Genomic DNA, 21,547 nt, shown 5'->3' with positions numbered 1-21,547 from the left:
CCAGCTAGGCGCGACGGATGAATTCACGGCGCAGTGCTTGCCGATCGCAGCTACAACGATGACCACTCGATTGCCGGGCGCGCAATCATCAGCCAGAAAATGGCGAGCACGGCGCCGAAAGCTGGGAAGCCGAAGACAAACCAGCGTCTGAACAGCTGATGGTAGCGCTCGGGAGGAGGTTGGTTGGAGAGTGCGGCCTGTGTGGCTAGATTTCGCATCTCGATCTGCATCCACACGACAGGCAGCCAGAACAGGCCCGTTAAGATGTAGAGCAGGATCGAGAGAACGATCCATCCTTCGGACAGCGAATACCCCGCAACCCTAGCGAGGCCCAGTCCGGTCAGAGGTTGTGCGACAACGGCCGTAGCCGTGAACAGGAAATCAGCCAGCACGACAATTCGGGCGATGGCTGCGATCGTCGCGGCATTCCCGGTCCGGTGTGCCAAAAGCATGAAAAAAGCAATGCCGGCACCAGTTCCGAGCAGCACAGCAGCGCCGATCACGTGCAGGTATTTAAGCACGAAGTACATCATCAGCGTTCCTCCAGAATGGCCAGCGCTGCAAAATGCAGAACGAGGATCGGGAGGATTTTGATCAGCGGCCCGAGTGGCTCAAGCCAAAGATCCGGCCGCAGAATGCTCCCAGCGGTCGCATAGAAAAGCGATACCGCGATTGCGCCGAAAAGACCAAGCCGGCTGGTTGGGCGCCAGGCGACAAGCGCCCCGACGGCGATGTCAGCCAGCGCGCCGGCGACTACCGCCGGTTCGGCCAAGGGGCCGGCAGCAGTGCCAATCAGCAAGTCAACTCCGCTGCGCCAGCCGGCGGTGAGGGAAATGATGCCGGTCATGATCCAGAAGAGCGGCAAGACGACAAAGAGCGCCGGCTTGACGAAGTAAAGACCGGCGAACCATCGCTCCTGCACGGTCGCAGGATTTAGACGCAGTGCAGATGTAAGACCTGATGGTTGAATGCCGGTCGCCGTCATCCACGGCTGGGGATCGCCGACAGCGCCACGGGCAATCTCTTTTGCTGCATTGCTGCGCATGGGCGGGCGCCAGCCCAGCTGAGCCGCGGCATCCCCGAACCTGTACAAGATAGCTGCGGCCCAATTCGGCAAGATGAACTCCCGAGCACTGCTCCATCCGAACCAGCGGCGATAGCGACCCACGACCTCGCTCATCGAAAGTGCCTCGGGCCCAGCCAGGTCCAGCGTGAGGTGCGATGGGCTGCCGGGTTTGAGGAAGAACAGGACGGTGGAGATGACGTCATCGAGTTGGACGACTTGGAGATGGCCCGTGTCGGGCATCAACGGCAAGAGCGGCAACGCCGCGAGGCCGCGAAACAGTGCACTTGCGCCGAAGGCCGGCCTTCCCAGCACTACGGAGGGGCGCAGGATGACCCAGCTAAGGCTACGTGCCATCAGTGCTTCATCGCCGGCGAGCTTGCTGGCGGAAAAGGCGGACGGCTGCTGGCGATCGACCCCGATGGCAGAAAAGTGAATCACCTTGTTCACACCTGCTTGCTCACACGCGGTGAAGAGAGCCGAGGCGCCGGTAGAATGGACATGCCGGGTGTTTTCCCGGGCACTATCCTGCAGGACGCCGGCACAGTTTACGACGGCGTCCACACCGGCGAGACAGGGGATCCAGTCCTGAGGTCGCAAGGCCCGCGCCATATCCAGGGAAACGGTTTGGATCTCCGGGTGGACGCCAGTGTCTGCGTGGTGAAGCACGCGAACCACTTCATAACTCTCGCCGGCCAGGCGCGCGCAAAGCGCGGCTCCAATCAGACCTGACGCGCCGGTGACGAGAATTTTCATTCCTTCCTCCAGCCGTTCGCCAGCGCGTGCCCGTCCATCAACCCAGCGGCTGCGCCTGGGACAACTCTAGCAAAGCCGAAGCCGGTAGTCTCACGCCGGGTGGAACAGGTTCCGGGCATCAACGCAGCCAAAGGTGAGCCGGTACGGTGCGTTCGCATCTGCAGGTCAACTTCGCCGGAAGTTCGTCGCCGGCTCGGCGCAATCGCGGAGGTCGTTATGAATGTGAGTTGCAGCCTTGGCGGCGTCTCCGAACGCAACAGCAATTTGATTGAGCCCCTCGGCCACGTCGCCAATGGCATAGAGTCCTGGCGTTGAAGTCTCAAGGTGTCGGTTGACCAGGACATAGCCTTCTGCGTCACAGTTAGCCCCCAGAGCAACCGCGAGTTCGGAGCGTACGTCGCTGCCCATCGAAGGGTACACCACATCGATGTTACGCATCGGGGCGCCCTCGGCCATGACGACATCGAACCCGGTTCGTCGAGGGATCAGGTCATCGACAGCGTCCCAGATTTCAACTCCGCCTGCCAAGGCGGCGCCGCGGGCAGCTTCGGAAACATCATCCTGGTTATTGGCGAGCAAGGCGACCTGACTGCCATATCCCTTCAGGAACAGAGCCTCCCTGACGGCGAGATGCTCCGGACCAACAACGCCGATGCGGCTACCCCGGGCCTCATATGCATCGCAAACCGGGCACAGTCTGACAATGCCGGTTGCGATCGCCTCCTCCAGTCTTTCAATGGGAGGTGCCTTGTCCACAATGCCCGTTGCCAGAATCACGCGCCTTGCTTGGACAATCCCGCAGGTGGTCGTGAGAACAAAAAACCCCTCGCGTTTTTCGGCGTGGCCTACGCAACCATGGACAAGGCTCGCGCCGTATAGCTGTGCCTGGGCTCGTAGGCGGCCGAGCAGTTCTTCCCCGCTGATGCCGTCGGGGAAGCCGGGACAGTTACGGGATTTTGGGATGAGCTTGGCACGCGCATGCCCCGCGTCGAGCGAGATCACCGAACGCAGAAACCTGGCTAAATACATGGCTGCAGCGAGCCCCGCGGGGCCGCCGCCGACGATGGCAACGTCAAAAACTTGTGCGCCCGAAAAGCTTGGTTCGCCCGAAAAGCTTGGCATCGGGCCTAACTTCAACTCAACGAGCTTGTTCCACAGGGTCGAAATGGACGCAATCAGGATGCACACTGCACAATAAGAGTGAACTCCAATCGAGTCGTGAAGAGAAAGGCCACTGCCTCATCAAGCCTGCAAAAACCTCGTGGCTCCCAACGCTGTGAGTACAGCACCACTGGGAAAGTGAACGCATCATGGAACTTCGGCTCACCGTCGCGCTTAGTTTGGCGAAAGGGTGGTCTGAGATGAGCGCGACCAGAGAGTTTTTTCAAAACTGGCTACAGGAGAATGTCGGCACACTTCCTGGTCGAGAGGAAGTCAGCGTCGCGGTGCTCGCTCAGCAATTCGAGCAGGATGCCGAGGTGGCTGGTTATGGGCGTGAAGTAAGGGAGGACGAACTCGGAAACATCGAAGATGCTATCGTGCAAGCGATCGAGAACGCCGGGTCCGGGGTGCAGAGCCCGAGCTCCGAAAAGAGCGATCCGGCACCTGTAATGGACGCGTTGGAGGTCGATGATGCCAAGAGCGGACCGTAGCCCCTGACACCTTCTTCTGTTCGCCTGAACAAGCCCCCCGGGCTGCTATACGAGCCGAAAAACGGACCTTAGGTGCTTTCCCGTTAGTTCCATGCACCATCGAGGAACATTCCTGCCGCCACCGCGTTAGGAAAGTTCCTTCACACCCGGTGCGCCCGTGCTGACTGCTACCCTTCCAGGCGAATGGCTGACCCGGCATGATCAGGGTCACATCTCGCGGCGGGCCGCTCTTGCGGGTATTTGTTGCTGGCTATTGGGTGCTTCCGCAGAAGCCGCGCCACAGCCATCGCCGCTCGTGCGATTTGGCGTGCTGGGATTTGGCACCGCCGCCTGGGAAGTTGATGTCATGCGGCGACATGCGTTGGACACTGTGCACGGCGTATCAATCGAGGCTCAGCGGCTTGCCGGTACCGAAGCCGGTAAGACCGCATTGCTGGCGGGCAGCGTCGACGTCATCGTTTCGGACTGGGTGTGGGTCATGCGCCAGCGCAGCGAAGGCGCCGATCTGGTCTTCTATCCCTATTCTCGTGCCGTCGGCGCGCTGGAACTGCCGCAAGGCTCGCCCATTCGAACTCTTGCGGACCTCAAGGGCAAAAGGCTGGGGATCGCAGGTGGTCCGCTGGACAAAAGCTGGATCCTATTGCGCGCGCTCGGCCTCCGTCAGGTGAAGCGCGATCTTGCTGAAGAGGTGGAGCCAGTGTTCGGCGCGCCGCCTTTGTTGGAGCAGGAATTTCTGGCGGGGCGACTGGATGCACTGCTGACGTTCTGGAATTTCGCCGCCCGTCTCGAGTCAGAGGGGGCAAGGCCTCTGCTCAGTGTCGCGCAAATCCTGCAGGGGCTTGGCGTATCCGTGGACTTGCCGATGCTCGGCTACGTCTTCCATGAAAGCTGGGCGCGGGCCAACCCGATAGCCCTCGCGCGATTCACGAGCGCGACCGCGGCAGCGAAGTCGCTGCTCGAGTCTTCGGACGACGAATGGCGGGTGCTCGCACCCCAATTGGGCACGGACGATCCTCACCTACAGGCGGCGTTACGCGCCGCCTATCGAGCCGGAATCCCTCGTCGGTTCGGCAAAGCCGAACGTGATGGCGCGGCCCGGTTGTTTGCAATCCTGGCCGAATTGGGCGGCGAGGATCTGGTCGGCAAGGCGACGAGCCTCGATCCTGGTGTCTTCCGGGCCATACCGGCTTGAGCTCGCGCCAATGACCGATGTCCCAGCGTTCCCCATCACAATGCAGCGTTCGCAATCCACTGCGGCATTGCTGACCATGGTGCTCGTCTGGCAGATTGCATCATCGATCGCCGCCGATCGGCTGTTTCCTGGTCCGGTCCAGGTTGTTTCGGTTCTCCTGCACGAAGCGGTTCGGGGCGAGCTGCCATACCATTTGGGCATCTCGCTTGCGCGCGTCGTGGCAAGCCTCGGGTCGGCAATAGTCATCGGCGCGGCCCTTGGCTACGCGGCAGGCCGCTCGCACAGAGCCGACATATGGATGAGGCCTTGGATCGTGTTACTCCTCAACATGCCGGCGCTGATCACGGTCATTCTAATTTATATCTGGCTTGGTCTTGCCGAGACCGCGCTTGTCCTTGCGGTCGCGCTCAACAAGATCCCCAATGTCGTGGTGACTATTCGTGAAGGCGCCAGCCGGCTGGACAAGGACTTTGCCGAAATGGCTGAGCTCTATCGCTTCGGGCGTGCTGCAAAGCTGCAGCATGTCGTGCTGCCGCAATTGGCGCCGTTCTTTCTCGTCACCCTGCGCAGCGGGCTGGCACTAACGTGGAAGATCGTGTTGCTCGCCGAACTGCTCGGCCGCTCCAACGGCGTCGGGTTCCAGCTACAGGTCTATTTTCAGAACTTTGACGTCACCCACATCCTTGCCTATGCGATCAGCTTCGGCGTTGTGATGCTTGCCATCGAGTATGGACTGCTTGTGCCGTTGGAACGCCGTCTGTTCGCCTGGCGACGCTGATGCTGAGGATCAGGATCGAGGACAAGACTTTCCCCGGTGACGACGGCCAGCGCCGGACGATCTTTCGCGCGCTGTCGCTTGATATAGCCGACGGACAGGTCTGCGTCCTGACCGGCCCTTCCGGTGTCGGCAAGTCGACGCTGCTGTCGATCGTTTCGGGCGTCGACCGCGAATTTCGCGGCAGCGTGAGCGGACGACCGCTTCCGATAGGCATGCTGTTCCAGACACCGAGGCTGCTGCCCTGGCTCACCGCCTTGCGCAATGTAGAGATGGCCATCCCGGATCGCGCGCCCGATGCGGCCCGGTGGCTTGCCGCTGTCGGCCTGAAAGGCAATGAGAAGAGCTATCCGCAGCGACTCTCGGGCGGCATGGCGCGGCGCGTAGCGCTTGCCCGGGCGCTCGCCGTGGAGCCTGCGCTCCTGCTCCTCGACGAGCCATTCGCTTCACTCGACGAGGCGACCGCGCAAGACATGCGCCGCCTGCTGCAGGATTGTTTCGCCAGTCGGCGGACTACCACGCTGCTGGTTACGCATGATCTCGCCTATGCCTCGTCGCTGGGTGATCGGGTTATTGTTCTGGAGGGATCGCCTGCGCGCATCGTGCGCGATGTCGCAATCTCTGGTGGCGATGAAGCGGGATCGTCGCGGTTTGGGCTGGGGGCGACACAATGAGACTGTTGCTGGGCCTTCTCTTTCTTTTGCTGATCACCGGCCCTGGCGCCACCGAGCAACAGACGATGGTGATCGGGTATATCGGCCAGGAGCGCAAACCGGCTCTGCCCCTTGGACCCCTTGATGAAACCGTCACCGATGACGGCCTGCAAGGCGCACGGCTCGGCATTGCCGACGACGAAAGCACCGGCCGGTTTCTTGGGCAGAAATTTCGGCTGGAGGAAAGAATATTGAAACCAACCGAAACGCCGGACGACGCGGTAAGACAATTCGCCGATGCCGGCATCGCCTTTGTCGTCGCCGATCTCGACGCCAGTCAGCTTCTACAGGCCAGTGCCGCGCCCGGTGCCGAGCAGATGACGTTGCTCAACAGCCGGGCGCCGGACGACGTGCTTCGCCAACAGGACTGCCGTCGGAACGTGCTGCACACGATCCCGAGCCGCGCCATGCTCGCCGACGGGCTGGCGCAATATCTCGCCTGGAAGCGCTGGCAGCGTTGGTTCCTGCTTGTGGGGCCGCATTCGCAGGATCAGGCGATGGCGGCGGCCTTTCGACGGGCGGCGGCTCGCTTCGGAGCCGAGATCACGATCGACCAGCCGTGGACATTCAGGCCCGCCAACGGACGTGCCGATACAGGGCATGTCACGCTGCAGACCGAAATACCCGCGGTCACGCAGGTCAACGACTATGATGTGCTCGTGGTCGCCGACGAGGCGGATGAATTCGGCGCCTATCTGGAGGGCCGCACTGCGCTGCCGAGAATTGTCGCCGGCACGCAAGGGCTTGTCGCCACAGGCTGGAGCGCTGTCAGCGAGGAATGGGGCGCCACGCAACTGCAGGACCGTTTCCACAGGCAGGCAGGGCGCTGGATGTTGCCCAGCGACTACGCGGCCTGGCTCGCTGTGCGCAGTATCGGCGAAGCGGCGACGCGCCTGCACAGTCTCGATCCCGCGGCAATCGGCAGATATATACGCGGCGACGCGTTTCTTCTCGCTGGCTTCAAGGGGCAGGGGCTTAGTTTCCGTCCCTGGGACGGACAGATGCGCCAGCCCATTTTGATCGCCGGGCCTCGCCTCTTGATTTCCAGCTCACCGCAACCGGGCTTCCTGCATCAGCGCACGCCGCTCGACACGCTGGGCATCGACCTGGAGGAGAGCACATGCAAGTTCTGATGACGCTGTTGTTGGCGGCGTTCAATCTTGCTGCTCCCGCCGCCGCCGAGACCATCTACGTTTCCAATGAGCAGGACAATACCGTCGCGGTCGTCGACGGCGTGACAATGACTTTGCTGGCGACGATCGATGTCGGCCGCCGTCCGCGCGGGCTGGCACTGTCGATCGACGACAAGATGCTGTTCGTCGCGGAAGGCGACGACAACCGCATCGACGTGGTCGACGTCGCGAAGCGGCGGGTCGTCGGGGAATTGCCTTCGGGAGCCGATCCGGAATTCTTCGCAGTCCATCCCGATGGCAAGCGGCTGTTCGTCGCCAACGAGAATGACAATCTGGTGTCGGTGGTGGACATCGCCGCGGCCAAGGTCATCGGCACCGTGGATGTCGGCGTCGAACCGGAAGGAATGGCGGCCAGCGCCGACGGCCGCTATGTCGCCTGCACTTCGGAGACCACCAGCATGGTGCATCTGATCGACGCAGGCACGCTTGAACTCGTCGACAATCTGCTGGTCGATACCCGGCCGCGCGCGGCTTTATTCTCGTCGGACGGGAAGCAATTCTGGGTGTCCTCGGAGATCCGGGGCACTGTCACCGTCTTCGACACGGCAACGCGCGCGCAGACCGGCAAAGTCGAGTTCGAGGTGCCGGGTATACGACGCGAGGGTGTGCAGGCGGTCGGCATGGCGACGTCTCGCGATGGCACGACCGTCTATGTGGCGCTCGGCCCCGCCAACAGGATTGCGGAAGTCGATGTGAAAACGCTGGCGGTCCGTCGGCTCTACCTTGTTGGTCAACGACCCTGGCACGTTGCGCTCTCCGGCGACGAGAAGCGCCTGGTCAGCGCAAACGGGAATTCCGGCGATATTTCGTTTATCGATCTGGAAAACCAGGAGGTGGTGAAATCGCTGCCGGTAGGGCGGGGGCCGTGGGGCGTCGTGATCGGGCCATGAACGCCTTGTCGGTCGAGAATCTGGGCCATAGTTTCGGAAACCGGCGGGTTCTCGACGGCGTCTCTTTCTCTGTGGCCCAAGGCAGGATGTGCATCTTGCTAGGCCGCAATGGCGCCGGCAAGACGACGCTGTTCTCGCTGATCACCGGTCTTTATCACGCCCGCTCCGGCTCGGTGCATGTCTTCGACCAGGCGATGGATGTCAACCCGTCCGCCGCGTTGGCGCAGATGGGCGTCGTCTTCCAGTTGCCGACCCTCGATCTCGATCTGACAGCCGGCGAGAACCTGCGTTACCACGCGGCCTTGCATGGCCTTAGCCAGGCCTTGAGCAAGGAGCGCTCCATCCACGAACTCGGCCGGCTGGATGTGCTGGACAGGATCGACGATCCTGCCCGAGCGCTTTCCGGGGGGCAGCGTCGCCGTGTCGAGATAGCACGCGCTCTGATGCATAGCCCACGCCTTTTGCTGCTGGACGAGCCGACCACCGGGCTCGACGTGCCGGGCCGCCACGCGCTCGAGCGGCACGTGCGGGAGCTTTGCCGCCAGCGCGGCATTGCCGTCCTGTGGGCAACACATTTTCTGGAGGAACTAACGGCGGATGACGATGTGGTGGTGCTGCATCGAGGCACAATCCGGTGGGCCGGCCGCGCCGATCGGCTGGCTGCCGATCTCGGTGTGGCGAGCACGGGCGAGGCCTTCGCGTCGCTGACGGAGTCCGAATGAAAACGTCTCACGCAGTGCGCGCGCTCAACGGCATCCTGCGCAGGGAGATGCTGCGGACGTTGCGGCAACGCGGCCGGCTGCTCTCGGCGATGGTGCGGCCGCTGGTCTGGCTGGCAATCTTTGCCGCTGGCTTCCGCTCCGTTCTCGGTCTGTCGATAACGCCACCCTACCAGACTTATGTTCTCTATGACGTATATGTGGTGCCTGGGCTAGCGGCCATGATGCTGCTCTTCCATGCCATGGCGAGTTCGCTGGCCATGGTCTACGATCGCGAGATGGGCAGCATGCGCCTGTTGCTGACCGCACCATTGCCGCGCTGGTACCTGCTTGCGGCGCGCCTGCTGGCCAGCGTGATCGTTGGCGTGCCGCTGGTCTACTTGTTTCTGTTGATCGCGCGTTTCTGGGATGTGCGGCCGCCCGTTCTCGGCTACGTCGCGGTATTTCCGGCGCTCGTGCTGGCGGGCCTCATGCTTGGCGCGTTCGGACTGCTTGTCTCCTCGGTTTCGACACAGATGGAGAACTTTGCCGGTGTCATGAATTTCGTCATCTTTCCGGTGTTCTTTGCCTCGACGGCGCTCTATCCGCTGTGGCGGCTTGCCGAGGCGGGACCGGTGCTGGCAACAATCGCCGCCTGGAACCCGTTCAGCTCGGCGGTCGAGCTGATACGCTTCGCGCTCTATCTGCGGTTCGATCCTGTCGCGGCGGTTGTGGTCCTTGGCTGCCTCATCGCCTTCTTCCTCGCGGCGGTCATCGGCTATGACCCCGGCCGGGGCTTGTGGTCCCGGCGCGGCGGCGAGGGATGAATTACCTCAACGCATAGAGATAAGCGGCGATGTCCCGCGCCTGTTGCTCGGTGATCCTCGTCGACGGCATGGCCGTGTGCGGATTGACTTCCCTCGCCGAGCGTATCCAGCGGATCATGTTCTCCGGATTGTTTGCCAGCAGGCCACCGATAAAGACCCTGTCGGCAAGGCCACCGTCCAGGCGGGGTCCGACCTGGCCTTGCGCACCCGGCACGCCGGGTATCGTATGGCAGCCGGAGCAGCCATTCGCCGTCATGATCGGAATGGCGCGAGCGCCTACGCCCCCGGTCGCCGCATCCGACTCGTGCCGGACACGGTCGCGCCGGTCGGACCACAAGGTCGCCGCTGCCACAGCCGCGGTCAGCAGCAGGATTGCGGCAAGGGCGCCCCCGATCAGCCTACCCAGGTCGGAGCGCATGTGTTGCCTCCCTGGTTGCGCTGCTGCTTATCCACAGGCCGGCGAGCAGCAGGGCGGCGCCGCCATAGATCAAGCCGGCCGGAACCCACATTACCAATCCGGCAAGTTGCTGGTCCTCGATCGCGGTCAGGCCCCACAACGCGGCGCCGGCGCCATTCTCCGGATACCAGAGTTTAGGCGACATCAGCAGCAGGACACCGAGCAGGCCGGTATGAAGCGAGGTGAAGAAAAGATGCATGACGGAGCTGCCATAGGTCTGCTGTCGACCGGGGCGCGGAAGGAGCGCCCACCAGAACAGCAAGGCTGTGCCGAGGAAGCTCGCATGCTGGGCATAATGAAGAAAGCCCTGCTGGAGCGCTGCCTGGAACAACGCCGGAATGTGCCAGATCCAGATGGCGACGCCGTGAATGATCGTCGCGTTGAGGGGGCGGATCACCAGGGCCCAAACCGATTGCAGCGTCTTTGCGCGCGTGAGCTTGCCCGTTCCGCGGCGAAGTGAGGCCGGCAAGGACCAGAGCAGGACTGCGCCTGGGCAAGCGGCGACAAGGAGGGGCGCCGCCACCGCCATCAGCAGTTCATGCTCGATCATATGGGCGGCAAACACCCGCTCGCCGAGCGCGTGGATGGGGCTGACCAGTGCTGCCGTCAGCACGCCCCAACCGGCGGCGAAAAACAACGCCTGCCGCATCCGCTCGGGACGGCCTCGGCTGCTGCGGCGCCACAACCGAGTCGCTCCGATGGAATAAAGGAAGGCAATCGCGGCCAGCGGAAACGTGATGGGAAATGCGAGCGTCCATCCGGCCTCGGGCGCGCCGGCGCCGTAGCAGATCGAGGTCGAGAAGAACGCGTCGAAGCTCATCGCAGGCACTCGTCGAGAATGAGAGCCGCGCTGCCTTGCATGATGATGACGAGGGCAAACAGCAATGCCGCAAGCATGCCGAGATCGGCGACGAACTGCTCGGTGCTGCGCGTGCGCTCAGGCTTGAAGGCGGCGCCGCCCTGCCGCTTCGCCCGCCATGACAAGGCACCGCCGAGCAGCGAAAGCACGGCGAGCACCAGTGCCACGGGAAGCACCACCGGCACCTGGCGGTTGCACTGCCATGGTACGAGTGCGTAGTTCAGCTGCGTCGAGATTGCCCAAGCCATCGGCCCCGACAGAAGACCAGCCCAGGACGTTCCCATTTTCAACGCACGCATCAGCCTAGCCTCGGCATCCAGTAGATGAGCAGATAGATCGGGATCCAGGTCAGCACCACGAAATCCCAATAGAAGACATTGTCGCCGACATCGCCGAAGCGCCGGCCGCTATAGCCATGGCGTGTGAACATCAGCACCGTCAAAACGATGGTGTCGCCGACATCGGTGATCAGGTGTGTGGTGTGCAGCCCGAGCAGCACCCAGAGCATCGAGCCATAGGCGTTCGTGTCCCAGTAGATGTTCAGCGCCGGGAATTCGAACCAGCGCACGACAAGCGGGGCCAGACCGAGCAGCGACATCACCACCAGCCCGATCCGCACCGGCACGATCGCGCATTGCTTGGCGTAGCCGTGGAGCATGTGGTTCGGCACCACGCTGATGATAAACAGGATGGTGACGATCGTCCCGGGCCAATGGTTGGGTTCCGGGGCGCTTAGACGCCAATTGGGCCACAAGGTCGCGAGATAGAGATAAGCGCCGGCGGCCAACGCAAAGCCCATGCCTTCCAGCGCCATGAAGCCGAGCGTTCCCCACCAGGTCGGGCTGCGCGGACCATGTCCAAAGGTTGGGAGGTCCGAAAGATCCAAGCTGGGACGCTCACTCATCCCTCATCCTCCGGGTCGTCCTTGGGCCAGAACCAGCCGATCAAGGTGATGGCGATCGGCGCGGCGCCCCAGACGATCGCCCAGGGCGTGAAGATCGAATAGACAAACGTAACGCCGACGGCGATTGCCGCCAGCAGCGGCCAGATCGACGGTGTCGCCGATTTCTCGCGAATGTCGGGGTGGGCTTCCGCCACGGTTGAGATCAACAGCTCACGGACATCGACGCGGAGTCCGGTCGCCACAGGCATCGCCTCCCGTTCGGCCCAGAGCGGCTCGACATGTGTGACAATCGGTATCCGCGCGAAATTATAGCTTGGCGGCGGCGAAGACGTCGCCCATTCGAGCGTACCGGCATCCCAGGGATTGTTTCCGGCCAGCGCGCCCTTCAACGCGCCGTGTACAAGATTGAAAGTGAACAGTACGAAGCTGAGGAAAAAGAGCACCGCGCCAGCGCTGATGAACAGGTTGATGTTGCCCCAGCCAAGCTCGGCCGGATAGGTGTAGACCCTGCGTGGCATGCCCCAGAGCCCGACGAGATGCATTGGGAAAAAAGCCGCGTTGAAGCCGATGAAAGCCAGCCAGAAATGCCAGCGCCCGAGACGCTCGCTCATCATGCGGCCGCTGATCTTGGGGAACCAGAAATAGGCCGCGCCCAGCAGCGGGAAGACCGAACCGCCGATCAGCACGTAATGGAAATGGGCGACGACGAAATAGGTGTCGTGCACCTGGAGGTCCAGCGGCACCGAAGCGAGCATGACGCCGGTGAGGCCGCCGATGACGAAGATGAAAAAGAAGCCGAACACGAACAGCAGCGGCGTGCGGATCACCGGCCTGCCGTCCCACAAGGTCGCCAGCCAGCAGAAGATCTGAATGCCATTGGGGATGGCGATCAGCATGCTCGACGCGGTGAAGAAGCTGGCGCCGAGCTTGGGTAGTCCCGTCGCGAACATGTGATGGACCCAGAGGCCGAACGAAAGGAAGCCGACGGCGATCAGCGACAGGACCAGCCCGAGATGTCCGAACACGGGACGCCGGGCGAAGACCGGGATGATCGCGGAGACCATGCCCGTCGCCGGCAGGAAGATGATGTAGACCTCCGGATGGCCAAAGAACCAGAACAGATGCTGGAAGAGCAGTGCGTCGCCGCCCTCGGCCGGGTTGAAGATATGTGTGCCGACCAGCCGGTCGAGGATCAGGAAGGTCGAGGTGATCATCACCGCGGGCATGGCGAAGACGACGACGAAGGAGGTAACCAGCATTGCCCAGACGTAGAGCGGAATCCTGTCCAGCGACATGCCGGGGGCTCGCTGCTTGAACACGGTGACGATGGTTGCCACCGCGACGGCCAGGGAGGATACTTCTGTATAAGTGATCATCTGGGCCCAGACGTCGGCCCGCTTGCCCGGCGCGAATTCGGGGCCTGACAGCGGCACATAAGCAAACCAGCCGACGTCGGGCGCCATGTTGAGCGCGAAAGACACCCAGGCGAATATGCCGCCCGAAACATAGATCCAGTAGCTGAACGCGTTCAGGCGGGGAAAGGCGATGTTGCGGCTGCCGACCATCAGCGGCACGAGATAGATGCCTGTCGCCTGCACGATGGGCACGGCGAACAGGAACATCATGGTTACGCCATGCATCGTGAACAGCTGGTTGTAGAGGTCCGGGTCGATCAGACCGCGCTGCGGCCCTGAGAGCTGGATGCGCATGGCGACAGCGTTGAGCCCGCCCAGGCACAGAAACACGAAGGCGGTGATCAGATAGCGCCGTGCGACGACCTTGTGGTCGACGCTCGACAGCGCGCCGATGATGCCGGGGGGCGTGCGCCATGTCCGCGCCAGCCAGCGATCCAGGCTGGCATCGTCCATGCCGGTGTCGCGCGGTCCGTCATGCTCGGGTGCGACGTCGCCCGCGGTAGAGGTTTCACGCACCGGCGGCAGGTCGCGTTCGCTTGTGAGGTCCGCGCTGCTCATTTAAGCGCCTCGAGGTAGGCGACCATGGCGTTGAGTTCGTCGCCGCTGAGCTCCACCACCGGCATGTGGGATCCGGGCTTGATGCCCTGTGGGTCGGCTATCCAGGCGGCGAGATTGCCGCGGCTCATTGTCAATGTCCCGGCGGCAAGCGTCTGCCGGCTGGCTATATGGGTGAGGTCAGGGGCGACCGTTCCTCCGGCAGGCGTGCCGCCTATTCTGTGACACATCACGCAAGGGCGCTTCAGAAACAGATCCTGGCCGGCCTTGGCTTCGTCCCCCGTCGGAGTAGCGGCCGGCTGCAACTGGTCGTTCCACCAGGCGTCGAACTTCGCACGCGGCTCGGCGATGATGAAGGTGCCCATGTTTGCGTGCTGCGCCCCGCAGAACTCGGCGCATTGACCTCGGTAAACACCAGGCTTGTCTGCCTTGAGGTCGAGCACGTTCATGTGGCCGGGAATGAGGTCGAGCTTGCCCGAAAGGCTCGGGATCCAGAAGGAATGGATGACGTCGGTCGAGGTCAGAAGAAGCCGCACCGGCTCCCCGGCGGGGATATGGATCTCGTTCGCCGTGGTCAGGATGCGGCTTGGCGCGGCATCCTCATAGCGCACCTCCCACCACCATTGATGGCCGGTGACCCGAATGGTCAGTGCGGCATCCGAGCCGATCGCGGCGAGCGTCCTGTTGGCGAAGAAGCTCAGCAAGGTCAGTCCGATCAGGACAATGGCGGTCAACCCGACGGCGGTCATCACCGCGCGCAGCTTCCGGTCGTCGGCGCCGGCCTTGATCGCGAGCGGCTCCGCCTGCGCGCGCGACCGCATCATCAAGGGCACGACGAGGGCGATCATCACCAGCACCCACACCACGGCGCAGAGCGCGGTGAAGAACCAGATCAGCCATGCCAGTTCGCTCGCCGCGGGACCTTTCGGGTCGAGGGCGGATTGCCAGCCCGCGCATCCCTGGAGCAACAGAGCGCCGGCGGTGGCGAACGCCATCGAGACGAGACGTTTCACGGCGACTTCCCCAGCGTGGCCGCGTCGGGCATGCGGTTTTCCGACGGATGCGCCATCATGTCGTCATTGCGTTGCGGCGCGGCGGAAGACGGCGCGTTGCCGCTCAGCGAGCGCACGAAAGCCGAAAGCTCCCAGATCTGGTCGTCGGGAATCTTGTCGCGGAAGCTCGGCATGCCGTTTGGCCGACCGTCGCGGATCGTGGCATGGATGCTTTCGATCGAGCTGCCATAGAGCCACTTCTGGTCCATCAGGGCCGGCCCCATGCCGCCGCCGCCATTGGCGTGGCATCCCGAACAGTTGAACCAGCCGAAAAGCCGTTTCCCTTCGCTCATGTGGAAGGCGTTGGCCTCGAAGCTCGCCGCCTTGTTGTCGCTGGCGGGGGGCCGCTGTCCGCCGGGCTCCAGCGTGGTCACAGGCGTCGGCTGCTCGCCCGATCCGAGCGCCGATTGCGGGCGCGTGTCACGTTCCTCGCGCTGGCAGGCAGCGAGGGCCAGGACTGGAAACAGGAGCATGGCCACAACGGCTCTCATCGCACCGGGCTCCCCGGGGCATCGAGGCGCGGCACGCCATACTGTGACAGCAAGGCATCTATCTCGACCTTGTGCCTGGACAGGGCGCCATTGACATCGCCGCGCAGCGCATCGTCTTCGCGGCGGACGCCCATCGAGATGTCGTAGATCATCGGCAGTTGCGGTCCGTCGATGCGGGGCGCAACCGGCGTGATGCGGAGCGGCACCTTCTGCCTGGCGGCGAAGTAGCCGGCGAGGGGGCCCCAGACCACGGCAAGGTCGATCTCGCCACTCGCCACCGCTTCGACGATGCGCGCCGGCGGGTTGGGGGCGGAATAATCGCCATAGACCGGATAGCCAACGAGGTGCCCGACGATACCGCGGCGGCCAAGCGCCTGGACCGGAGGCGAATTGGCGCCATCGTCGCCGATGAGCTGAACACCGATCCGCATGTCGCGCAGCCGCGGATCATTGAACGATGCTACGTCGGGGCCGTCCCTGCGGGTGACGAAGACATAAGACGATCGGTAGTAGGGCGTGGTGGTGCGCAGCATTTCGAGGTTGCTCGGCGTGCCCGGCACGAGATCGCATAGACCGGCCTTCAGCGTGTTTCGGATGAAGCCGCGGCGCTGCGCCCACCAGGTATAGGTCAGCTTCGCGCCGAGATCGGACGCAACGATTTCGGCGATCCTGTTCTCGAAGCCCTGACCGGCCGCGTTGGAGAACGGCATGTTGTTTGGATCGGCGCAGACCCTCAGCTCACGTGCGTCGGCTGTGGCCGTCAAGAACACGAAGGCGATGGCGGCCATGCCGATCACCAGCCGTTGACACGCCTTTCGCGCCGGACCTACGGTCAAGTACAATCCATCAAGGCAGCCGGAACACATAAAGCGTGCCTCCCGAGGTTGTCGCGTTCTTCAGATCCTTCATGGCATTGACGAAACCGAGCGCGGCGGTGGCGTCACGCGGGTCAAGATCGCCCGATACAATGGCGCCGGCCCAGCCGCCGACGCCTGAGAGGATGGCGACATATTGGTGCCCGTCGGGACCGCGATAGGTGATGGGCTGGCCGATGATCCCGGACGAGGTCTTGAACTGCCAAAGCAGGTCTCCGGTCTTGGCGCTAACCGCCTTGAACCAGCCTTCCATCGTGCCATAGAACACAACGTCGCCGGCGGTCACTACCGCGCCGCTCCACACCGGGAAATTCTCCTTGAGGCTCCAGGCGGGTTTCTCCGCGGCGATGTCCCAGGCGGTGAAGGCGCCGCGATTACCGCCAGGCCCTGGTATCATGCGGACGTTCATGCCCACATAGGGCGTGCCGGCGATGTAGTTCACCTCGACGCCTTCTTCATCCATGCACATATTGTTGTGCGGGATGTAGAGCAGGCCGGTCTTCGGCGAGAACGCGGAAGGCTGCCAGTCCTTGAGGCCCGACGCCGTCGGACAGATATCGCGAACGACCTTGCCGGTGCCGGTCTTCTTGTCCGGGTTTACGATCAGCCGACCGGTTTTCAGATCCACACCTTTGCTGGAGTTGACCGGACCAAACGGTTTTGCCGACAGCACCTCGCCGGTTGTCCGGTCGAGGATGTAGAGATAGCCGTTGCGCTCCGGCCGGATCAGCACCTTGCGCGGCTTGCCCTGCCAGGTTATGTCGAGCAGGATCTGCTCGTTGATGCCGTCATAATCGTGGAGGTCGTGCGGGCTCCACTGATAGAACCATTTCGCCGCGCCGGTGTCGGGATCGCGCGCGAAAATGCCAGACGTCCACTTGTTGTCGCCCGGCCGCAAATCCGGATTCCATGGTCCGGGATTGCCGGTGCCGTGGAAGATCAGGTTCAGATCGGGATCATAGGAAATCCAGCCCCACATGTTGCCGCCGCCGATCTTCCAGGCTTCCGGCGGCCACGTCGTGACGCCAAGATCCTTGCCTTTGTCCATCTCGTAGTGCGGCTTGAAGTCCGGTCCGATCAGCACGTCCTTGTCCGGCCCGGTGCTAAAGGCGATCCAGACGACATGACCGTCGCCGGCGTCGAGCGCCTTTACCCAGCCGCGAACGCCCATCTCGCCGCCGGAATTGCCGACCAGCACTTTGCCCTTCACCACAAGCGGCGCCATGGTGATGGTCTCGCCGATGTTGATGTTGCCGACATGAGTGTTCCAGATCGGCTTGCCCGTGTTCGCATCAAGGGCAATCGTGTGGCCGTCCAGCGTATTGAAAAAGATGCGCCCGTCGGCGAATGCCACCCCTCGGTTGACGACGTCGCAGCAGGCCACCCCCTGTGCCGCCGGCTCGGGATTGGGTTCGTACTTCCACTTCATGGGGGCGCCGGGCTTGGAGAGATCGAGCGCATAGACGAAGTTGGGAAAGGGCGTCACGATATACATGGTGTTGCCGACGACCAGCGGCGCTGCTTCCTGGCCCTTGTTCACGCCTGTCGAGAACGTGAACGCGACCTGCAGGTTCTTGACGTTGCCTTCATTGATCTCGGAGAGTTCGCTGAAGCGCGTCGACGCGTAGTTCTTGGCCGGCATCGTCCATTGGCCGTCATCGGGTGGCGAAGCTGCGGCTGGCGGTACGATCGCTGGTGTTTTAGGAGGCTCGGACGCAGCGCCCAGAAGCAGCAGGCAGGCGAGCAGCGTCACCAGAAGGATAGCGCCAAAGGAATTCCCGGCTGCCAATTTGCGGGTACGTCGTTCTACGTCAACGCGCGTCAATGCCAATTGCGGCATAGCTTTCATTTATTGATCGAGCCTCCCACGCCGGCGCCGAGTTCGGCCGCGATGTCGGCCTCCGTTCCGGCACAAAGCGGATGGCCCCAGCCCGAAGCGCTTTTGCCGCCGGGGTCCAGATCGTAGACAATGGCATCCTTGCGATTTGGATTGACGCCTGCCGGGACCTTGTCGAAGCCGAGCGCCGCGCGGATACGCCAGGCGACATTGTGATCGGCGCATGAGGAATCGCCTGAAACGCCGAGGCCGCCGACAATGCTCTTGCCGTCGTAGAGGGCAAGTCCGCCGCCAAACACCACGACGCCTCCGATCGGCTTGCCGACGAGCGGGTCGCCGGCGCTTCCGAACGTTTTGGGATCGCCCGTATAGGCCGCGGCCTGGTTGACGGGATTGGTCTCCTGCAGGCCAAATAGCGGCCCGCCCGGCTGCACCCCCGCATAGAGATTGGCCGTAGAGAGGGCCATCTGAGCCAGGCTGAGACCGTTGGCCGTGTTGGCTTTCTCCGCTGCTATGAGCCGACTTCCCGGCCATTGCGAGTCGGGGGTGGGGCCGCTGAACGCAATCGCGCAGACAGTGCCGTCACGGGCAACGATGGCTGCCCATTCGTTGGTTTCAAAGCCGCCATTCGCTGGTCCGCCGCTTGCTTTCACGTTGGCTTTGAGGGCTGCAAGCAGCTTGTCGTGGTCGGCCGGACAGGGTTCCTGCGCCATGGCCTCGTGCCCGTGGAACAGGCCACCCATCAGCAACAGCAGGCCAAAAAGAGGTACGAAAAGCTGATAGCGATACATTGTCCTGGCATTCGTTTACATAACAAGGACCACCCCGGCAGACCGCAAAATGCGAGGATACGTCCAATGCGTCAGTGCCTAACTCGCGTAATGCTTCTATGTTCCTGCTTTGCATAAAATTCATGCGGTTGGATTTGGGTGCAGGTGTTCAATCAAAGCATGGGACCTGGACACCCGTGGCCACATGCCAAGCAATGAGGCAACGCGGCTGATCCGGGAAAATGCAATCGGGACAGCGCAGACGCACCTGCCCTGACAAACCCTGTTGCCTTGTCACGGCGTTCGACGATGGATGATCTCTTCAATAAGTTTCGCGTCGGCTTCGTATTCGGCGGCCCGCGCAGCCATTTGACTGGCCAGGCTGTGTCTTTCCCGCGCGGCTTCGCGTTTTGCCGTACGTTTCGCCAACTCAGCCCGCTGCTGGTGCGCTCTTAAAAGGCTCCAAAGAGCCTGCTCCGCATCGTCAGCCTGGGCCTGCATCAAAACGTCTGCTCCGAACGCATGTCCGGTGTGGCAGCGGTAACGGGTAATCGGCCCGTCTTCTATCTCCCATAGGGGGCCATGACATTCGGGGCAGACAAATGTCGAGGGGGTGCCAAGCTGGCCTTCGGTCAATTCCATTGTGCTGTGCTCCTGAGCTGCAATCGCTGCCTCAAGGCGGATGCCGGACGGGATTTCTGGTGTCGGTCCTGCGATTTCGGAAGCAAGCCTGTGCAACAGGCCAGCCATTTCGGACAGAGGGACGCAATGGTCGATTTCCACATTCTGCAAGGCGCTCAGCGGCATGTCGGGTACTGCGGCGTCGCCGGGGTCCTGGACTACGCTGACGCCTCCGCACATCTTGATTGCGTGCAGGCCGGCGGTGCCGTCGGAGAGGCTGCCTGTGAGCACGACGCCGATCACGCTGCCGCCAAAGCTGCAGGCGGCCGACCGAAACAGAGGGTCGATGGCGGGGCGCGCCAGGTTCTCGCGCGGCCCGCGCCGCAGCAGCATATGATCGTCATGCAACAGAAGGTGAGCTCCGGGCGGTGCAACGAAGATGTGCCCGTTTTTAACCTTCATGCCGTTGGAGGCATTTGCAACGGGCATGTTGGCAGCGCGACCGAGAATGTCGCCGAGGTAACTCGTGGGACCAACGTGCTGTACGACGAGGAGAGCCGCCGGGATGTCCGGCGAAAGATCGCGGACAAGTCTCTTCAGCGCGTCGACGCCCCCGGCCGATGCTCCGATTGTCACGATGCACCGGTTCTCGCAACCGTCGGGACGGACCTTGTCCGGCTGGCCCGCACGCTCCGAATCTGATCGTGGTGCGGCGGTGGCCATGGTTGCTTCACCCACATTCAGCACAGATGTCGATGCGAGCGCTCCGGCCAGTCCGTTGCTGGTCGGATGCCCTGCCTTCGTCGGTGTTAGCTTCCGGCCGCATCGCGGAACATAGATGCCCGCGTCGGCTCTGTACTAACGCCTACGTGCGCGTTTGACGGCAGCCTCTGCCACGGCCGGGGCCTCCTGAATGCTTGCCGCGCCGCCAAAATCGGCGTTCTTGGTACGGCCAGCTCCCGGGCCAGCCCCTAGATCAGCGCCTGTTGTCGGATCGGAAGCCGGATCGGAAAGCGTACGGTCGGCCATCCTGGCCACCACCTTCATGTCTTTGGCCCCCAGCTTGACAGTTGCCAGGCCGTCTCCGCCGTCGACGGGCATCACCTCTTCAAGGTCATCGATCCGATCCCACTCTTCGCCGGAATTCCATGGGCCAGCGACATCGCCGTCGCCTTGAGAGGTGTTGACATACATGCTGGCGTACTTCTCTACGCCTGGGAGCTTGCCGGAAGGGAAATTGTTTTCGATCGCGTAGAGTGCTTTCTCAAACGACTTCTGGTGCGCGATCTCGCGGGTCATCAGGAAGCCAAGCGCGTCCTTGATTCCCGGATCGTCGGTGATGTTGATGAGGCGTTCGTAAACGATCTTGGCGCGGGCTTCGGCGGCGATATTCGACCGCAAATCCACCGTAGGTTCACCGCGCGAGTCGACATAGGCCGCAGTCCAGGGAACGCCGGCTGAGTCGCACAGCGCGGGAGCGCCGCCGAACAGAATTGATTCCTTGGCTGTTGTGCCGCTGGCGCCGATCATCAGGTAAAGGTCCGCTTCCTTCATTTGGCCCTCGGCCAGCTGTGCCTTGAGCCCCTTGTTGAGCATGGTGACGATTGATCCCACCACTTCGAGGTGGCTGAGTTCTTCGGTCGCAATATCGAGCAACATGTCGCGACGGCCAAGATCGTCCTCGCCAAGCCCTTGCGTGAAATAGCGCATGGCCGCTGCAAGCTCGCCATCGGCGCCGCCGAACTGTTCCATGATCATGCAGGCCAGGCGAGGATTCGGCTCCGAGACGCGAACGGTGTATTGCAGGCGCTTGTTGTGCATGAACATGGACATCTCTCCGGTTAGATCATCCGAACATCCCCGCAAGATGATTGTTCCATCCGGCCATCGGCCAGCGAGCATTTTTACGGTAGCTTCAGTGTTGAGCATCGCAGGGAGCCAGAGGCCGCATT

23 protein-coding genes are annotated in these 21,547 nt (G+C 62.7%); 8 read left to right on the top strand and 15 right to left on the bottom strand.

Annotated elements, in window-relative coordinates; translation table 11 throughout:
- Window positions 1-50 precede the first annotated feature (50 nt).
- The 3 genes from AC3EML_RS26330 to AC3EML_RS26320 form a co-directional block, all read right to left on the bottom strand.
- Window positions 51-533 carry a DUF2269 family protein gene (locus AC3EML_RS26330; RefSeq protein WP_023687798.1) on the bottom strand — a complete coding sequence of 161 codons (483 nt, stop codon included), beginning with the start codon at window positions 531-533 and terminating at the stop codon, window positions 51-53.
- Window positions 533-1,819: an SDR family oxidoreductase gene (locus AC3EML_RS26325; protein WP_352521485.1), complete on the bottom strand. Its 1,287-nt coding sequence runs from the start codon at window positions 1,817-1,819 to the stop codon at window positions 533-535. The genes AC3EML_RS26330 and AC3EML_RS26325 overlap by 1 nt, the downstream gene beginning before the upstream one ends.
- 165 nt (window positions 1,820-1,984) lie before the next feature.
- Window positions 1,985-2,941 carry an NAD(P)/FAD-dependent oxidoreductase gene (locus tag AC3EML_RS26320; protein ID WP_031202187.1) on the bottom strand — a complete coding sequence of 319 codons (957 nt, stop codon included), beginning with the start codon at window positions 2,939-2,941 and terminating at the stop codon, window positions 1,985-1,987.
- Between the two features lie 188 nt (window positions 2,942-3,129).
- On the opposite strand from AC3EML_RS26320, the gene AC3EML_RS26315 reads away from it, so the two are divergent.
- The 8 genes from AC3EML_RS26315 (at window position 3,130) to AC3EML_RS26280 (ending at window position 9,759) form a co-directional block, all read left to right on the top strand.
- Window positions 3,130-3,471 carry a DUF768 domain-containing protein gene (locus AC3EML_RS26315; protein WP_023696361.1) on the top strand — a complete coding sequence of 114 codons (342 nt, stop codon included), beginning with the start codon at window positions 3,130-3,132 and terminating at the stop codon, window positions 3,469-3,471.
- A gap of 370 nt (window positions 3,472-3,841) precedes the next feature.
- Window positions 3,842-4,663, top strand: a complete 822-nt coding sequence (locus AC3EML_RS26310; RefSeq protein ID WP_460221878.1) for an ABC transporter substrate-binding protein — start codon at window positions 3,842-3,844, stop codon at window positions 4,661-4,663.
- Window positions 4,557-5,441: an ABC transporter permease gene (locus tag AC3EML_RS26305; protein ID WP_488505413.1), complete on the top strand. Its 885-nt coding sequence runs from the start codon at window positions 4,557-4,559 to the stop codon at window positions 5,439-5,441. The genes AC3EML_RS26310 and AC3EML_RS26305 overlap by 107 nt, the downstream gene beginning before the upstream one ends.
- Complete coding sequence (locus AC3EML_RS26300) at window positions 5,441-6,112, top strand: ABC transporter ATP-binding protein (RefSeq protein WP_031238105.1); 672 nt, start codon at window positions 5,441-5,443, stop codon at window positions 6,110-6,112. Before AC3EML_RS26305 ends, AC3EML_RS26300 begins: the two co-directional genes overlap by 1 nt.
- Window positions 6,109-7,284: an ABC transporter substrate-binding protein gene (locus AC3EML_RS26295; protein WP_352521486.1), complete on the top strand. Its 1,176-nt coding sequence runs from the start codon at window positions 6,109-6,111 to the stop codon at window positions 7,282-7,284. The genes AC3EML_RS26300 and AC3EML_RS26295 overlap by 4 nt, the downstream gene beginning before the upstream one ends.
- Window positions 7,272-8,234: a PQQ-dependent catabolism-associated beta-propeller protein gene (locus AC3EML_RS26290; protein ID WP_352521487.1), complete on the top strand. Its 963-nt coding sequence runs from the start codon at window positions 7,272-7,274 to the stop codon at window positions 8,232-8,234. The genes AC3EML_RS26295 and AC3EML_RS26290 overlap by 13 nt, the downstream gene beginning before the upstream one ends.
- On the top strand, window positions 8,231-8,956 hold the full coding sequence (locus tag AC3EML_RS26285; RefSeq protein ID WP_023815903.1) for an ATP-binding cassette domain-containing protein: 726 nt from the start codon (window positions 8,231-8,233) through the stop codon (window positions 8,954-8,956). Before AC3EML_RS26290 ends, AC3EML_RS26285 begins: the two co-directional genes overlap by 4 nt.
- Window positions 8,953-9,759 carry an ABC transporter permease gene (locus AC3EML_RS26280; RefSeq protein ID WP_023713344.1) on the top strand — a complete coding sequence of 269 codons (807 nt, stop codon included), beginning with the start codon at window positions 8,953-8,955 and terminating at the stop codon, window positions 9,757-9,759. Before AC3EML_RS26285 ends, AC3EML_RS26280 begins: the two co-directional genes overlap by 4 nt.
- Before the next feature lies 1 nt (window position 9,760).
- On the opposite strand, the gene AC3EML_RS26275 is transcribed toward AC3EML_RS26280, so the two are convergent.
- From AC3EML_RS26275 to AC3EML_RS26220, 12 genes are all read right to left on the bottom strand, one after another.
- The gene (locus tag AC3EML_RS26275) at window positions 9,761-10,177 is read right to left on the bottom strand and encodes a c-type cytochrome (protein ID WP_023712217.1); all 417 of its coding nucleotides are present in this window, start codon (window positions 10,175-10,177) and stop codon (window positions 9,761-9,763) included.
- Window positions 10,158-11,036, bottom strand: a complete 879-nt coding sequence (locus AC3EML_RS26270; protein ID WP_023704606.1) for a cytochrome c oxidase assembly protein — start codon at window positions 11,034-11,036, stop codon at window positions 10,158-10,160. Before AC3EML_RS26270 ends, AC3EML_RS26275 begins: the two co-directional genes overlap by 20 nt.
- Window positions 11,033-11,374 (bottom strand): hypothetical protein, encoded by a 342-nt coding sequence (locus tag AC3EML_RS26265; RefSeq protein WP_023687807.1) that lies wholly within the window; start codon window positions 11,372-11,374, stop codon window positions 11,033-11,035. The genes AC3EML_RS26270 and AC3EML_RS26265 overlap by 4 nt, the downstream gene beginning before the upstream one ends.
- Window positions 11,374-11,979 (bottom strand): cytochrome c oxidase subunit 3, encoded by a 606-nt coding sequence (locus tag AC3EML_RS26260; protein WP_023733209.1) that lies wholly within the window; start codon window positions 11,977-11,979, stop codon window positions 11,374-11,376. Before AC3EML_RS26260 ends, AC3EML_RS26265 begins: the two co-directional genes overlap by 1 nt.
- Window positions 11,976-13,952, bottom strand: coding sequence for a cytochrome c oxidase subunit I (ctaD, locus tag AC3EML_RS26255; RefSeq protein WP_352521488.1), 1,977 nt, complete (start codon window positions 13,950-13,952; stop codon window positions 11,976-11,978). The genes AC3EML_RS26260 and ctaD overlap by 4 nt, the downstream gene beginning before the upstream one ends.
- Window positions 13,949-14,962, bottom strand: a complete 1,014-nt coding sequence (coxB, locus tag AC3EML_RS26250; protein ID WP_352521489.1) for a cytochrome c oxidase subunit II — start codon at window positions 14,960-14,962, stop codon at window positions 13,949-13,951. The genes ctaD and coxB overlap by 4 nt, the downstream gene beginning before the upstream one ends.
- Window positions 14,959-15,492: a c-type cytochrome gene (locus AC3EML_RS26245; protein ID WP_023687809.1), complete on the bottom strand. Its 534-nt coding sequence runs from the start codon at window positions 15,490-15,492 to the stop codon at window positions 14,959-14,961. Before AC3EML_RS26245 ends, coxB begins: the two co-directional genes overlap by 4 nt.
- The gene (locus AC3EML_RS26240; RefSeq protein ID WP_023668012.1) at window positions 15,489-16,280 is read right to left on the bottom strand and encodes a substrate-binding domain-containing protein; all 792 of its coding nucleotides are present in this window, start codon (window positions 16,278-16,280) and stop codon (window positions 15,489-15,491) included. Before AC3EML_RS26240 ends, AC3EML_RS26245 begins: the two co-directional genes overlap by 4 nt.
- A 58-nt stretch (window positions 16,281-16,338) precedes the next feature.
- The gene (locus tag AC3EML_RS26235) at window positions 16,339-18,216 is read right to left on the bottom strand and encodes a methanol/ethanol family PQQ-dependent dehydrogenase (protein WP_352521490.1); all 1,878 of its coding nucleotides are present in this window, start codon (window positions 18,214-18,216) and stop codon (window positions 16,339-16,341) included.
- A complete protein-coding gene (locus AC3EML_RS26230; RefSeq protein WP_488505412.1) occupies window positions 18,213-18,947 on the bottom strand; it encodes a heme-binding protein in 735 nt (244 codons plus the stop codon). The genes AC3EML_RS26235 and AC3EML_RS26230 overlap by 4 nt, the downstream gene beginning before the upstream one ends.
- 321 nt (window positions 18,948-19,268) lie before the next feature.
- Window positions 19,269-20,318 (bottom strand): chemotaxis protein CheB, encoded by a 1,050-nt coding sequence (locus AC3EML_RS26225; RefSeq protein WP_023815899.1) that lies wholly within the window; start codon window positions 20,316-20,318, stop codon window positions 19,269-19,271.
- 135 nt (window positions 20,319-20,453) lie between these two features.
- Window positions 20,454-21,422 carry a manganese catalase family protein gene (locus AC3EML_RS26220; RefSeq protein ID WP_023681124.1) on the bottom strand — a complete coding sequence of 323 codons (969 nt, stop codon included), beginning with the start codon at window positions 21,420-21,422 and terminating at the stop codon, window positions 20,454-20,456.
- Between the last annotated feature and the right edge of the window lie 125 nt (window positions 21,423-21,547).

The sequence above is a fragment of the Mesorhizobium sp. P170090 genome, from assembly GCF_057786115.1.
The sequence above is the reverse complement of the archived record's forward strand: the minus strand, read 5'-3'. Positions and strand labels throughout refer to the sequence as shown.